This is a genomic window from Streptomyces sp. NPDC033966, assembly GCF_055575955.1.
The window spans coordinates 57034-69175 of record NZ_JBVIRQ010000001.1; the positions used below are offsets into that span (position 1 = coordinate 57034).

Consider the following 12142-nt stretch of genomic DNA (forward strand, 5'->3'; position numbering starts at 1 on the left):
GTGCTGCCATTGCTCCTCCAGGGCAGGGCGGGCCCCGGTCGGGGCTCGGGGTGGGGTCAGCGGGAGATCCAGATGACGCGCATGGCGGGTGAGAACAGGCCGCCGGCGCTGGTGTTGAGGGCGCCGCCGCTGGACTGGGCGGCCATGACCTCGATGTAGTCGGTGGTCCCGTTGCAGGTGACGGTGGCCTGGGTCTGCTGGCCGGACGTGACCACCTGCGAAGGGTCGAAGGAGCTGCCGGAGCCGATGACGGCGGTTCCGTTCAGGGCGATCTGGATGCGGCGGTCTCCGGCCGCGTTGGCCGCCCAGCCGACCGAACCGAGGACGAGGTAGGTCCCCGCCACGGTGGGCGTGTACCGGGAGGTGTTGGTGACGGTGGAGTGTCCGGCGTCCGAGTCGAGGAGCTCGGTGTCGATGGTGAGGGCGGTCATGGCGTTGCCGCCGGGGATGGACTGGGCGGCCGCCGCGTAGCCGGAGAACACGGGGACGCCGAGGGCGAAGTTGTTTAGGTCTCTGACCTGCGCGTTCCAGAGGGCGGAGGTCTGGTAGAGGCCCGGGGTCTCGGTGGTCGCGACGGGCACGGTTCGGGCCATGGCCGCTCCTGTCAGTAGGCGAATGCGTTCGCGTCGAAGGCGCTGACCGCGTCCCAGGTGGTGGGGTCGGTCGTTCCGGCCGGGAGGACTTCGTTGATGAGGTCCCCGGCGGTGTGGGCCTTGGTGGTGGCCGCGGTGAGGGTGATGGTGGCGCTGGTCCAGCCCGGGGAGGTCGCGCCGACGGCGAGGACGGTGACGGTCTCCTGGTTGGCGGTGCCTTGGCCGAGGACGATCTGCGTGCCCGCGGCGAGCTGCGCGGCGAGCAGGTTGGTGTTGTCCTGGCTCGGGTTGACGGTGATCGAGGTGACCCCGGAGCCGAGGGTGGTTTTAAGGGTGGTGTGCCATCCGGCGAAGAGGCCGTACGGCGTGAGGTCTGCGGGTGAGCACTGGAGGGTGACGAACGCTTCGCCGTTATCGCCCATATCCCATTGGACCGACTCGACGAAACAGTCGACTTGAATTGGGGTGATCCCGGGCGGTCGGCGCATTACCCGGATCCGCGTCCCGAGCTCCATGCCCAGCAATACGGGCCAGAGTGTCGTGTATGCGGATGGGTGCAGCTTGATAGCTGATACGCGGGTGGCGGGCTGCTTGTAGCGGGACAGGAGGTACCCAGCCGCATCCTGGCATTCGCCGCCGGAGGATGAATTCACGGTGCGGGACAGCGTGCGCGGGAAGTACGCCGTAACGGACGCGGAATCCTGGGCGGCGAACACCTGGCCGGTGGACTTCTGTGTGACGGTGACCTGATTAGAGAGCCGGGTGGGGTCGTAGTCGAGGGCGCACTCTTCGTACGGGTACTCGCCGAGGTCGGTGCGTTCACCGAATGTGTACGTCGGGGTGAGCGAGTTGTAGCGGGCGCCCCGGGAGCGGAAGTTGATGCGCCCGTCGGCTCCGATGAAGTGGGCGCCGCCCTCTGTGTCGACGACCGACTGTAGAGCGGTCAGGGCGTCCTGGCCTGCAAAGTCGGCGGGTCCCATGCTGGTGGTGAGCCCGGTCTGGATCGAGGTGCTGGACTTCCACCCTGCGTAGGCCAGGATGCGGTTGTACCGCGTGTGCGTCGCGTCGCCGGTGAACGAGTTCTTCCAGGCGGTGTACAGGTTCGCCGCGTCGGTGGTGCCGAGAGCGGTGGGAAATTCGGCCGCGAAAGCCAGATCCCCCTGGTAGTTGAATGCGGTGCCGTTTCCGACGGTGATGTCGACGAAGTTTCCCAGATGGTCCCCGGCCAGCCCTATGGGAGTCAACAGGGGGTTGGTGCTGCCGTAGAAGAAGGTAGCCCCGTCGAGGGTGGCCCTCATGGTGGCCGCCGTCGCGTCGTATGCAGCAGTCGCCAGATGCCAGTTCCCATCCACCACATTGGTGAGCGGAAACGCGAAACTGGCACTCGCACCCGTCGGGCCGTACAGCCACAGTTGCAGAAAGCTCGACGAGGTGATGGTGAAATGAACCCGGCTTCCCGAGGGGCCGCCGGAACGTTGATTGTCCATGGCTGCCCAGATATCGGTGCGGCTTGCGGGGACCGGCCCGGTGTACCGGAAAGCGATCATCCGGGTCCACATGCCCGGGTCGGCCGGCCCCTTGATGCCCGCGCCGGACAGGGAGAGGAATGAGGCGGCGCCCGTCAGGTTCGTACCAGGGTTGGCGTTGCTGATGGTCATGACGGATCCGGTACTGCCGGTGTAGACGCCGTTCACCGGGTCGGTCGCGGTGATCTGGTTCCCGAAGGTCAGAGATCCGGCCCCGTACTTCGAGACGGCGATCTGTACGGGAGGGCAGTTCCCTGCCGCGTCGGATGCTCCGCTGCTGCCCGCGGGGTCGTCGAGCCGGTACAGGAATCGGGGGCTGTGTGAATTGATCTCCTGCGTAAGGGGGTCGGAGAGGGTTACCTGCGAGAAAAGCGCCATCGCGTCGACCGCCGTCGGCGACACGGTCCCGTACTGCCCATCGGCCCACTGCGAGGGCCAGCGCTCCACAAACCCCTGATACATCGGGTACCAAACGCCCGGGACCGTCCAGGCGCTGGCGCTGGCGCCCTTCTCCAGCTGCATGCCGTCAACCTGGACGGAGCACGCAGCGCCGGCTGTTGCGTCCAGGGCGACGGCCATGTTGACGCCCATCGCGCCGGCCGGGGCGGTCGCGGTGACCGTGATCTGGGTCCAGGGCGCGGTCGCGGATCCGGTCAGGGTCACGGGCGAGCTATAGGTGAAGCTGCTGGCGGCGCCGCCCGGCGTGAGGTACCAGCCGAGCGCGGCCTTGACCTGCAACGTGGTCGAGGGCGTGATGTTGCGGACCCAGAACTGTGCGGTGTACATCTGGCCGGGCAGCGCTGCCGGCTGGGGAGTGTGGGTGATCCTCGCGGGCGCCAGGGCCCCGTTGGGCACGCTGAACTGGATCACATTGCTGCCTTGCCAGGCGGTGCCGCTCGCGGTGACGACACCGGAAAAGGTGGGGTCGGTGTCGCTGTACAGGTCGGCGCTGTAGACGTTCGCGCCGACGGCGTAGCCGCCGAGGTCGCCGCCGGTCGCCATGACCTGCGACAAGAGGTTGGCCGTCGGCGGCCACTGGGCGCGCTTGCGGTACGGCTGATAGGGCTGGATATGCCCGGCGAACGGGCCGGCGCCGTTGACGGGGTCGAGGACGCCGTCGGTGTTGGAGAGGGTGGTGGTGAGCTCGCCGCTTCGGACCTGATCGAGTTCGTACTGGCGGCCACGCTGGATCCCGGAGCGATGCAGGGTGCGAGGGGTGACCTCGGTGAAGCGGGTGGGCGGTGCACCTGCGCTTGCGTCCCAGTACGGTCCCCAGGAGTCTTCGATCACCGGCCAGTTAGGGTTGATCGCCACAGGTCCCCCTACCTCTTGTAGTTCGGCCAGGTCTGGGAGTTGCGGGCGCCGAGCTGGAGCATCTGCTTTTGCACGGTGTCCCGCAGGTCGCGCTCGGAGAGAACGGACCCCTGGACGGTGATGTGGACGTGGGTGGTGCTAGCCGCGGCGGCGCCCGGACCACCGGCCGCGGTGCCGAAGGCCAGGGAGGGGATGCCGACCGGCTGGCGAGTGAGGAGCCCCGACATCGAGCGGACGGAGGAGACAGCCAGGCCTGCGTGGTTGTCGATGCCCTGGGCGATGCCCTCGGGGATGGCCATGCCCACGTGGTCCGCGAACAGGCGCGAGGGCGAGTTGATGCCGAGGAAGTCCTTCGCGCTCTGTAGGGCGCTGTTGGCCAGGTTCCGCAGCGTGCTGTAGAGGTAGCTGCCAGCGTTGCGGACGCCGGCGACGATGCCGTTGACGATGGCCGAGCCGATCGACTGGAACCAGCTACCGACGCCCTTGACCGTGTCCCAGGCCGAGCGCAGGCCGCTCCAGATGATGGAGGCGACCCGGCTGATGTACCCGCTGATCGAGGAAACTGCGCTGGCGATCGGCGTGATCATGGCCGTCCTGATCTGGCTCCAGATCAGGGAGGCTACGAGCCGGATCGCGCCCCACTTTGCCGAGAGCCAGCCTGAGGCCGTGTTCCATGCGGACTGAAGCATGCGCCAGACCCACAGGATCGGGTTGATGATCGCCAGCTTCACGCCGTCCCAGATCACCCCGGCCACCAGCAGGATGCCGGACCACACCCAGGCGAAGAACGCTGAGATGCCGCCCCAGGTGGCGCGGGCCCCGGCGGCCACCGTTTCGTGGCAGTGGTTCCAGAGCGCGACCAGCATCGCGATGGGCAGCGCGAAGATCACCAGGAGCAAGGGCCACCACTTCGCGAAGAACGCGGAGATCGAACCCCACACGCCACTGGTCACTCCGGCGATCCAGTGCCAGGCCGCGACGACCGGGTCCGCCACCGCGTGCCAGGCCGAGGCGAAGAACGCGGCGGTGCTGTTCCAGGCTCCGGCGACGTGGGACGTGATGCTGTGCCAGATGGACATCGTCCCGTTGGCGACCCAATCCCACGCGGCGACGACGGCGCGGCCGACCGATTGGGCGACGGACTTGATCCAGTCCCAGACGGTCGCCCAGTGCGTCGCGAGGAGGATGATGATCGCGATCAGCGCGACCACGGCCAAGATGATCCACGTGACCGGGTTGACCGCGGCCGCCGCCGCCATCCCGTACAGCGCGGCCGTCAGCGCGGCGATGGAGAAGAGGAGAACTCCGCCGATCACCCCGGCCGCGATCTGAGCGGCCAGTGTGTGCTTAGTCAGCCAGGACGCTCCGAGCGCGAACCAGACGACGATCTGCTGGACCACCGGCATGAGGTACTGGCCGATCTGGATGCCGAGGGCCTCCAGGCTGGCCTTGGCTTCGGCCGTGTGCTGGTTGAAGTTCTTCTGGACGTCGGCCCAGCCCTCCACCTCCTTGCCGCCGGCCTTGACGTGCTCGTCGATGCGCTTGGTCTTGTCGATGAAGTCCTGCATGTGCGGGCCCGTGAGCTGGAGGGCCGCCTGCATGGACTTGGTGCCGCCGACCATCGTGGCGAGCGCGCCGACGTAGGTCTGCTGCGCCGGGCTGAGGTTGGCGAGCTCCTTCTCGAACGCGGTGGTGTTGGAGGCCGCTTTCTGGAGGTGGGAGATCAGGACCGTGCCGGCCGGGCCCATGTGCTTCTCGACCGCGTCGGTCAGCAGCATCAGGGTGGAGGCGAGGCCCTCCTTGCCCAGGCGCTGGCCGACCTGGACGGCGGACAGGCCGAGGGACTCCATCTCGCGCGAGGCCTTGCCGGACGGGTTGGAGAGCTGGCCGATCGTCTGCCGCAGGTAGGTCGCGGCGACCGCGGCCGGAGTGCCCTGGGCGGTCATCGTGGCCATGGCGCCCATGACCTCGTTGAGCCGGACGTGCGCGGCGGCGGCCACTGGCAGGATCGAGGACATCGACCCCGCGAGGGCCTCCAGGTTGGTCTTGCCCTCGGCCTCCGTCGCGATCAGCGCGTTCACCGCGGTGGTGACCTCACCGCTGCCCATTTTGTAGGCATTCATTGCGGTGGTGACCGCGTCGGTGGTGGTCTTCAGGTCCGCCGCGCCGACCTTCGCGCCCTGGGCGGAGGTCTGGAGAACCTTCAGGGCGTCCGCGCCGTGGTAGCCGGCGGACTCGACCATGTAGAGGCCGGCGGTGAGCTCCTCGGTGGACTGGCCGACCTGTCCGGCCATGGCCAGGACGCCCTGGCCGACCATCCGCATGTTCTCGGCGGCTTCGCCCGCGCCGGTGCGGACACGGGTCATCTGGAGCTGGAAGTCGCCCGCCATGTGGACGGTCTTGAGGGCGACCGCGCCTGCGGCGACCCCGAGGCCGAGCAGGGCCGCCTTGCCGAGCATGCCGGTCCGGGCGAACGCGCCGGCGCCCGCGGTGTCCGCGGCGGCGAGCTCGGCCTTGACCCCGGCCATCGCGGTCTTGACACCCGCGTGGGAGCCCAGGAACTCGATGAACACCGGAGGCAGGGCGCCCATGCCGGATCACCCCCATCCGGCTTGGTGCTGCTAGCGAGTGATCACACGCGGGTGGCCTTCGCGTAGGCCGCGTTCCAGACCGCAGCCATCTTCGGCTCGGCCCGTTTCACGCCCGGCTTCACGTAGGGGTACTGGCCTTCGAGGCGCTTCTTGTAGAGGTTGCGGACGCCGCCGCCGACCCCGACCCCGCCCTGGAAGCCGCCGCCGGGCAGGGGCTTGGGCTTGCGGACGCCGCCGACACCGCGGTGGAGCTTGCCCGTCAGTCGGCCGGGGCCGCCGGACTTGGTGACGTGGTGCGGGGACAGATTGAGGCTCACGCGGTCGCCGGTGCGTGCGCTCTTGCCTCGGTGATCCCAGCGGGGCCGGCCGCGGAGCCCGGAACGGATCGAGGCCTTCGCCAGGTTCTGGGAGGACTTCAGCGCGCTGATGGTGGCGACGTCGATCCGCTTGTTCATCGCGGACACGGCGGCGCTGCACTCCCGGGCGCCGCGTACGGCGATGCCGATGCCGTTAGCCACGGGCCGCCGCCTCCTCCCTGTTCTTGCGGGCCGCGGCGACGGTGTTGTCGACCGCGAGGAGCCAGTCGAGCGTGAGGGCGGACTCGTCGTCGAGCTCGGACGGGCGGCAGTGCAGCAGGGTGCACAGCCGCCACGTGCGGTACTCGTCTTCGGGGATCTCGTTCGCGCTGTAGGTGAAGGACCCCTCCAGCTGGCCCCTCAGCCGCTGGAGGGCTCGGTAGGGGACGCGGGATCGGGATCCGGCTCGAAGTTCGGGTTCAGGGCCTGCTGGTAAGGGCTGACCGCCTTGCGGAGCGCGTCGAGAGCCGGGGTCGGCAGGTCGAGGACCGCATCCGTGGTGACCGGGAAGTCCCAGCTCCAGCCGCGTACCGCAGCGACGACCAGCTGGTCCTGGAGCTCTTCCAGCACGTCGAACGCGTCGCCCATGGACGCGGCCAGGCCGAGCTGCTCCTGCGGGGACAGCTCCCCGCCGGTGGCGCTGCGGGCGTCCTGCGCGACGCGCACCGCCTCCATGAAGGAGGGGAAGCTGGTGAGCTTGGCCGAGAGCCGCTTGATCGGGCGGCGCATCCGCTCGGTGATGTCGCACAGCGGCCGCAGGTCGGCCCAGCCGCCAGGCAGGGGGACGCGGTTGGGCTGGGTGATGTCGAGGTCGGTCACTTGTACGTCCCGGAGGCGAGTGCGTTCTGGAGGGTGACCTTGATCGGCGAGTAGCCGCCGGAGCCGCCCACGTCGGTGGTGTTGGCGATGGCTTCGAAGTCCACGGAGAGGGCCAGGTAGTCCTTGCCCCGGTCGATCTCGGCGTTGGTGTAGGCGGCCTTCGTGGCATGGAGCTTGACCTGCACGGCGGCCGCGCCGGCGCCCTGCTGGTAGTTGATGTCCAGCGCGGGCTGGGAGTTGGCGAGGTAGTTCGTGAGCTGGGTGTCGTCCTCCATGACGAGCGTGAGCTTGCCAGAGGCGGTCACCGGCCCGGACCACAGGGCGTAGGGGGCCTGCGAGCCGTCCACGGTGTGGATGACGGTGACGGGCCGCTTGATGGTGCATTCCCCGTCGATCAGGGTCAGGTTGGCGCCGCCGCCGATGGTGACCGCGCCCACCCAGCCGGCGAGCGGGGTCACGGCCGTGTACGAGGCGGTGGGCGCGGAGGTGGTTGCCGAGGCCAGGGAGACGGCCTTCGCGCCGTAGGTCAGCAGTCCGTCGCCGGAGAACTTCAGCGAGACCTCGCTGAACTTCAGGCCGGCGAACTGGCGGGTGGCGATCGCGTAGTAGTCGCTCACCGTGTAGGACGGGGGCTGTCCGGTGCCCGTGTTCAGGACGGCCATGGTGTGCGTGTACGGGGCGGAGGCCCCGGTGGTGGCGACGTCGCCGAGCACCCCGGCCAGCGCGAACCCGACGGTGTCGGGGAAGACGTCGCCGTCGAAGTCGTACTCGGCGAAGATCGGTCCGGCGATCTTGCCGTAGGAGCTGACCATGGAGCCGCGCAGGCCTGCGTCGTCGAGCAGCTCCAGCTTGTCCTTGGGCTTCATGGACTTGACCGGCAGGAACGCGGTCGCGGCCACCGGGGTGCCGTAGACGGCCTCCTTGGCGATGCCGAGGAATGACCGGAATGTGGGCTGCGGCATCAGTGGTCCTCTTCCTTCGTGGTGGTCTTCGCCGGGACCTTCGCGGGCGCCGACTCCCAGCGACCGTCACCGGGCAGCTCGGCGAGTTCGACGGTCAGGCCCGGGGTGGCCTCGATGCCGATGCCCGGGTAGTAGCGGGGCTGCTCTCCCCTGTACGTGTACGCGGCCATCGAGGGCCACCTCCTAGATCCGCAGCGTGCAGTGAATTTCGAGGGTGGCCAGCAGGTGGCGGCCCTGGTTCTCGTCGTCCCATTCGCCTTCGATCTCGGAGGAGATGGGGCGCGCGACCTGGACGAGGCCGCCGAGGGTGGGGTCGGCCCGGACGAGCGCGGCGACCTGGTCGACGAGGAGTGCGCCGCGTTCGAAGATGGCCTGGGCTTCGTCGTCGCCGCGGAAGAGGTCGACGGTGACAGTCACGGTGTACTGCTCCTCGAGCCAGCCGGCGCCGCCGGAGCCGACCAGGCTGGAGACGCCGATGGCGCGGGTCACTTTGCCGATGGCGATGATGTCGCCAGGCTGCTGGGGGCCGGGCTGGTCGTAGCAGACCAGCAGGGACCCCGAAGGGTTGAGCGGGTCCGCGGCGATCTGCGCGGTGCACTGCTCGTACAGGTAGCGGCGGGCGGCCGGGGCGGAGGAGGAGGGGATGGTCATGCGATCCCCGGTCCTCTGCGGTGGGGGGCCCACAGCTCGACGACGCGCTGGGGCAGGGCGAACCCGATGGGCACGATCCCGTTGCCCTCGCTGTCCAGGGCGTTGCCGCCGAAGCGGGTCCGGCCGCCCTGCTGGGTGAGCTGCCACAGGTGGCGGATGAGCTCCAGGGTGCCCAGGCGGACACTCCAGGGCACGGCTCCGGCCCGGCCGGCGGTGTACACGACCTTGATGTTCTTGGTCCCGTGGGGGAAGCAGACCGCGCCGCCGGTGGCCCGGCGGACGATCTGCCCCCGGTCGAGGTCGACGGTGTAGCCGTAGGCGTCGGTGGAGGTGCCGAGCGGCTGCTCGGTCAGGACCCAGGTGGACGCGGCGACGTACTCGGTGACGGACTGCACGGAGGCGACCGGCTTCCAGTCCAGGCTGAGGGCCGGGACGCCGCCGTCGTGCCACTCGGTGTGCTGCTCGGGCAGGAGCGGGCCGACCGCGTCGCGGGCCAGGTCCGCGGCGGCCAGGATGAAACCCTGTAGTTCGGCGTCCTGCCGGGTGTCGGCCGGGTTCATGTTCAGGTGGGCCTTGACCGAGGCGAGGTCGACGAGCTGCTCGACGCCCAGTGGGCGCACGCTGAACTGTCCTTCGTCCACGTACCCGGTGCCGGTCCCGGTGGCCGTCCAGCGGTAGAGCCAGATCCCGGCCACCGCGGCGGCCGGGACGACCGCGGTGTACCGGCCGGCTCCGGCGGCGGTCACGCTCGGGGTGGTGACCGCGCCGGCGGGGTTGGTGACAGTGAGGGCGACGGTGAGCGAGCCGCCGGGCGGGGCGCCGGTGTCGTCGACCACGGTGGTGGTCAGGCCGATGTCCTGGCCCGTGTAGTAGATCAACGGCATGGCAGCGCCCCTTCCTGCGGTGTCAGGTGACGACGACGCGCGGCAGGAACCCGATCGCCGATCCGCCGGTGATGGTGGCCGGGGCGGTCGCGGTGAGGGAGGCGCCGGAGTTCTGCGCGAGGACGAGGTCGCCCGCGACGAAGCCGGACGCGGCGCCGGCGATGGTGCCCGCGCCCAGCAGGCTGGGCGGGGTGGTCGCCTTGACCATGACCGCGGCGTAGTAGATGCCCGACCGGGCGATGGTGACCGGGCTGGACAGGGCCAGCGTCTTTGCGGTGGTGGCCGCCCACGCTGCCGTGGTCTGGTCGGCGGACTGGGCGAGCAGGGCCGGGGTGGCGCTGTCGTCGTACAGGGCGAACCACCAGTTGGTGGGGGTGCCCGCCGGGGTCGCGCCGGACTTGAACGTGAGGTTCGTGACGAGGTCGCCGGCTTGGAGGTACAGGGCGGTGGACTGCATCACCTGCGTGGTCAGCGACGCGAAGTCGGAGACGACCAGGGCCCGGTCGAGGTTGGTCCGGTAGGTGCCGGAGGGCTGTCCGGCCAGCAGCCATTGGGGGTTCTTGGACGGGTAGCGCCCGTTCGTGAGCGGCATCAGGAGCCTCCGCCGGTGGTCTCGGGAGCCTTCGCGGCCGCGGCGGTGCGCTTGCCGCCAGTGCCGCGCCGGGCCGTGGCCGAGGGCTCGTCCTCGTCGAGTACGGCCCGGATCTCCCGGGCGGCGACGGCGGCCTGGGCGGCCGGGGTGTCCTGGCCGGCGCCGGACAGCTTCTCGGCCCGGTCCTCCAGGCGCTCGGCCTCGGCGTCCAGCTCGCCGCGTACCCGCTCGATCTGGGTTCGCACCTCGTCGGCCTTCTCGCGCCACGACGTGCGCGGCCCGTTCTCGCAGGTGGCCAGCTCCGCCCGGAGCCCGGCCAGTTCAGCGACGCGGTCATGCATCGCAACTCCTTCCAGAGGGCGGGCCCGCCCCGGGTGGAGCGGGCCCGGGGCGGGGATCAGAACCCGGACGGGGCGATGAGGCCAGTGCCGGACATGACGGAGATGGCTTCGGGGCGCCGGTCGGCCATGAACGCGGCGTAGTTGTAGACCTGGAAGCGGATCTGGAGCGTCCCGGAGAGGACTTCCTGCATGACGCGGGTCCGCATGGATCCCTCCCACAGGAAGAGGTCCGAGGTCCGCAGGGCGATCACCCGGTCTTCGTTGGTGCCGCCGCCGAGGTTGGCGGGGATGTTCCCGTCGGCCAGCAGCGGGAAGTTGAGCATCCGGCCGACGGGGCCCTCGACGTCGCCGCCGGTCTGGAGCGCGAGCGGGTTGAAGGGGCTCTGGGTCTCGGGGAGGATGAACGGCCGGTTCTGCGAGTCGAGCTGTGAGGCCATCCAGAACCAGCGGGCCGGGGTGAGGAACACGGCGGTCGGCATCGCCTTGCGCTTCGTGGCGACCTGAGAGAGGGCCTGCATGGAGGGCAGGTACATCTCGGGCAGGGTCGGCGTCGCGTCGGTGTAGGTGATCGCGTTGATGCCGGAGACGTTCAGGACGCCCTTGAGCTGGCCGGAGGCGCCGGAGCCGTTGATGCACTGGAGGTCCAGGCGCTGGTTGTAGTCGGCGATCAGGTCGGCGAAGACGATCTCGTCGAAGCTGATCGGGGACTGGTCCAGGAGCTGGATCGCGACGTCCTGCTGGCCGGCGATCGTGCGCACCGGGGCGGTCACGTAGGTGTCGGTCAGGTCCTGGGAGGTTACCGCGGCCGCGTCGGCGGTCTGTACGGCGGTGGCCGTACCGGTGGCGATCTTCGGGACGTTGACGGAGTCGGTCCCGGGCGGCAGGTCCAGGTTGCGGACGCTGTTGGCGAAGGTCCGGCCGAAGCGGGGGAGGTCGATGTACTGGTCGACCAGCCACAGCGGGGGCACGAAGTAGCCGCCCTGGCCGTCCGTGCGGTTGGGGTTGACGCGCTTCTCGAAGACGCTGCCGGGGTCGATGCGGCGCATCTCCTCTTCGGCCTTGGCCGTCCGGCGCTTCTCGCGCCGGGGCATCTCGACGTCCATCTCCTTGCCGTGGCGCTGGAGCCGTTCGCGGGCCTCGGAGTTGTTGAACAGCTGGGCGTTGGCCAGGTCGATGAAGTACGACTGTCCTGCGCCGCGCTGGTAGGTCAGCGGCTCGGACAGCACCTCGACGCGGCCGCCGGCCGGGGCCTGGTAGCGCTTGGCGACCTCGGCCGCCGCGTCGTCGCGGGTCAGCTGCTCGTCGAGCTCCTGGATCCGGGCGTCGAGGTCGCGGATCTCCTGCTCGATCCCGTCGAACTTGCCACGCTCCTCGGTGGTGAGGTCGCGGGTCTCGGCGGTGGGGGCGGCCAGGAGCGTGTCGAGGTCGGTCTTGCGCTCGGCACGCCGCTGGATGAGGGCGTCGATGAGGGCCCTGGACATGGCGGTTTCCCTTCTGGGAGGTGATGGGGGGC

12 protein-coding genes are annotated in these 12142 nt (G+C 69.7%); all 12 read right to left on the reverse strand.

Annotation, left to right across the window (positions count from 1 at the left end):
- Positions 1 to 56 precede the first annotated feature (56 nt).
- The 12 genes from ACZ518_RS00250 to ACZ518_RS00305 all read right to left on the reverse strand — a co-directional run bounded on the left by ACZ518_RS00250 (position 57) and on the right by ACZ518_RS00305 (position 12110).
- A complete protein-coding gene (locus ACZ518_RS00250; protein WP_469110807.1) occupies positions 57 to 593 on the reverse strand; it encodes a hypothetical protein in 537 nt (178 codons plus the stop codon).
- Positions 594 to 604: 11 nt separating this feature from the next.
- Entirely contained in the window at positions 605 to 3433 is a 2829-nt protein-coding gene (locus tag ACZ518_RS00255) for a hypothetical protein (protein WP_469110808.1), read from the reverse strand.
- An 8-nt stretch (positions 3434 to 3441) separates the two neighbouring features.
- Complete coding sequence (locus tag ACZ518_RS00260) at positions 3442 to 6024, reverse strand: phage tail tape measure protein (RefSeq protein ID WP_469110809.1); 2583 nt, start codon at positions 6022 to 6024, stop codon at positions 3442 to 3444.
- A gap of 41 nt (positions 6025 to 6065) precedes the next feature.
- On the reverse strand, positions 6066 to 6542 hold the full coding sequence (locus ACZ518_RS00265; RefSeq protein ID WP_469110810.1) for a hypothetical protein: 477 nt from the start codon (positions 6540 to 6542) through the stop codon (positions 6066 to 6068).
- Between the two features lie 198 nt (positions 6543 to 6740).
- Positions 6741 to 7199, reverse strand: coding sequence for a hypothetical protein (locus ACZ518_RS00270; protein ID WP_469110811.1), 459 nt, complete (start codon positions 7197 to 7199; stop codon positions 6741 to 6743).
- On the reverse strand, positions 7196 to 8161 hold the full coding sequence (locus ACZ518_RS00275; protein ID WP_469110812.1) for a phage tail tube protein: 966 nt from the start codon (positions 8159 to 8161) through the stop codon (positions 7196 to 7198). The genes ACZ518_RS00270 and ACZ518_RS00275 overlap by 4 nt, the downstream gene beginning before the upstream one ends.
- Positions 8161 to 8331, reverse strand: a complete 171-nt coding sequence (locus ACZ518_RS00280) for a hypothetical protein (RefSeq protein WP_469110813.1) — start codon at positions 8329 to 8331, stop codon at positions 8161 to 8163. The genes ACZ518_RS00275 and ACZ518_RS00280 overlap by 1 nt, the downstream gene beginning before the upstream one ends.
- A 13-nt stretch (positions 8332 to 8344) precedes the next feature.
- Positions 8345 to 8812, reverse strand: coding sequence for a hypothetical protein (locus tag ACZ518_RS00285; protein WP_469110814.1), 468 nt, complete (start codon positions 8810 to 8812; stop codon positions 8345 to 8347).
- Positions 8809 to 9696: a hypothetical protein gene (locus tag ACZ518_RS00290; protein WP_469110815.1), complete on the reverse strand. Its 888-nt coding sequence runs from the start codon at positions 9694 to 9696 to the stop codon at positions 8809 to 8811. Before ACZ518_RS00290 ends, ACZ518_RS00285 begins: the two co-directional genes overlap by 4 nt.
- 22 nt (positions 9697 to 9718) lie before the next feature.
- The gene (locus ACZ518_RS00295) at positions 9719 to 10288 is read right to left on the reverse strand and encodes a hypothetical protein (protein WP_469110816.1); all 570 of its coding nucleotides are present in this window, start codon (positions 10286 to 10288) and stop codon (positions 9719 to 9721) included.
- Entirely contained in the window at positions 10288 to 10629 is a 342-nt protein-coding gene (locus ACZ518_RS00300) for a hypothetical protein (protein ID WP_469110817.1), read from the reverse strand. The genes ACZ518_RS00295 and ACZ518_RS00300 overlap by 1 nt, the downstream gene beginning before the upstream one ends.
- A gap of 56 nt (positions 10630 to 10685) precedes the next feature.
- Entirely contained in the window at positions 10686 to 12110 is a 1425-nt protein-coding gene (locus ACZ518_RS00305; protein WP_469110818.1) for a phage major capsid protein, read from the reverse strand.
- Positions 12111 to 12142: the final 32 nt, after the last annotated feature.

Excerpts from the sequence above, each read along its gene's own strand:
- ACZ518_RS00250 (WP_469110807.1), bottom strand. The coding sequence starts at position 593 with ATGGCCCGAACCGTGCCCGTCGCGACCACCGAGACCCCGGGCCTCTAC.
- ACZ518_RS00260 (WP_469110809.1), bottom strand. The coding sequence starts at position 6,024 with ATGGGCGCCCTGCCTCCGGTGTTCATCGAGTTCCTGGGCTCCCACGCG.
- ACZ518_RS00275 (WP_469110812.1), bottom strand. The coding sequence starts at position 8,161 with ATGCCGCAGCCCACATTCCGGTCATTCCTCGGCATCGCCAAGGAGGCC.
- ACZ518_RS00280 (WP_469110813.1), bottom strand. The coding sequence starts at position 8,331 with ATGGCCGCGTACACGTACAGGGGAGAGCAGCCCCGCTACTACCCGGGC.
- ACZ518_RS00285 (WP_469110814.1), bottom strand. The coding sequence starts at position 8,812 with ATGACCATCCCCTCCTCCTCCGCCCCGGCCGCCCGCCGCTACCTGTAC.
- ACZ518_RS00290 (WP_469110815.1), bottom strand. The coding sequence starts at position 9,696 with ATGCCGTTGATCTACTACACGGGCCAGGACATCGGCCTGACCACCACC.
- ACZ518_RS00295 (WP_469110816.1), bottom strand. The coding sequence starts at position 10,288 with ATGCCGCTCACGAACGGGCGCTACCCGTCCAAGAACCCCCAATGGCTG.
- ACZ518_RS00300 (WP_469110817.1), bottom strand. The coding sequence starts at position 10,629 with ATGCATGACCGCGTCGCTGAACTGGCCGGGCTCCGGGCGGAGCTGGCC.
- ACZ518_RS00305 (WP_469110818.1), bottom strand. The coding sequence starts at position 12,110 with ATGTCCAGGGCCCTCATCGACGCCCTCATCCAGCGGCGTGCCGAGCGC.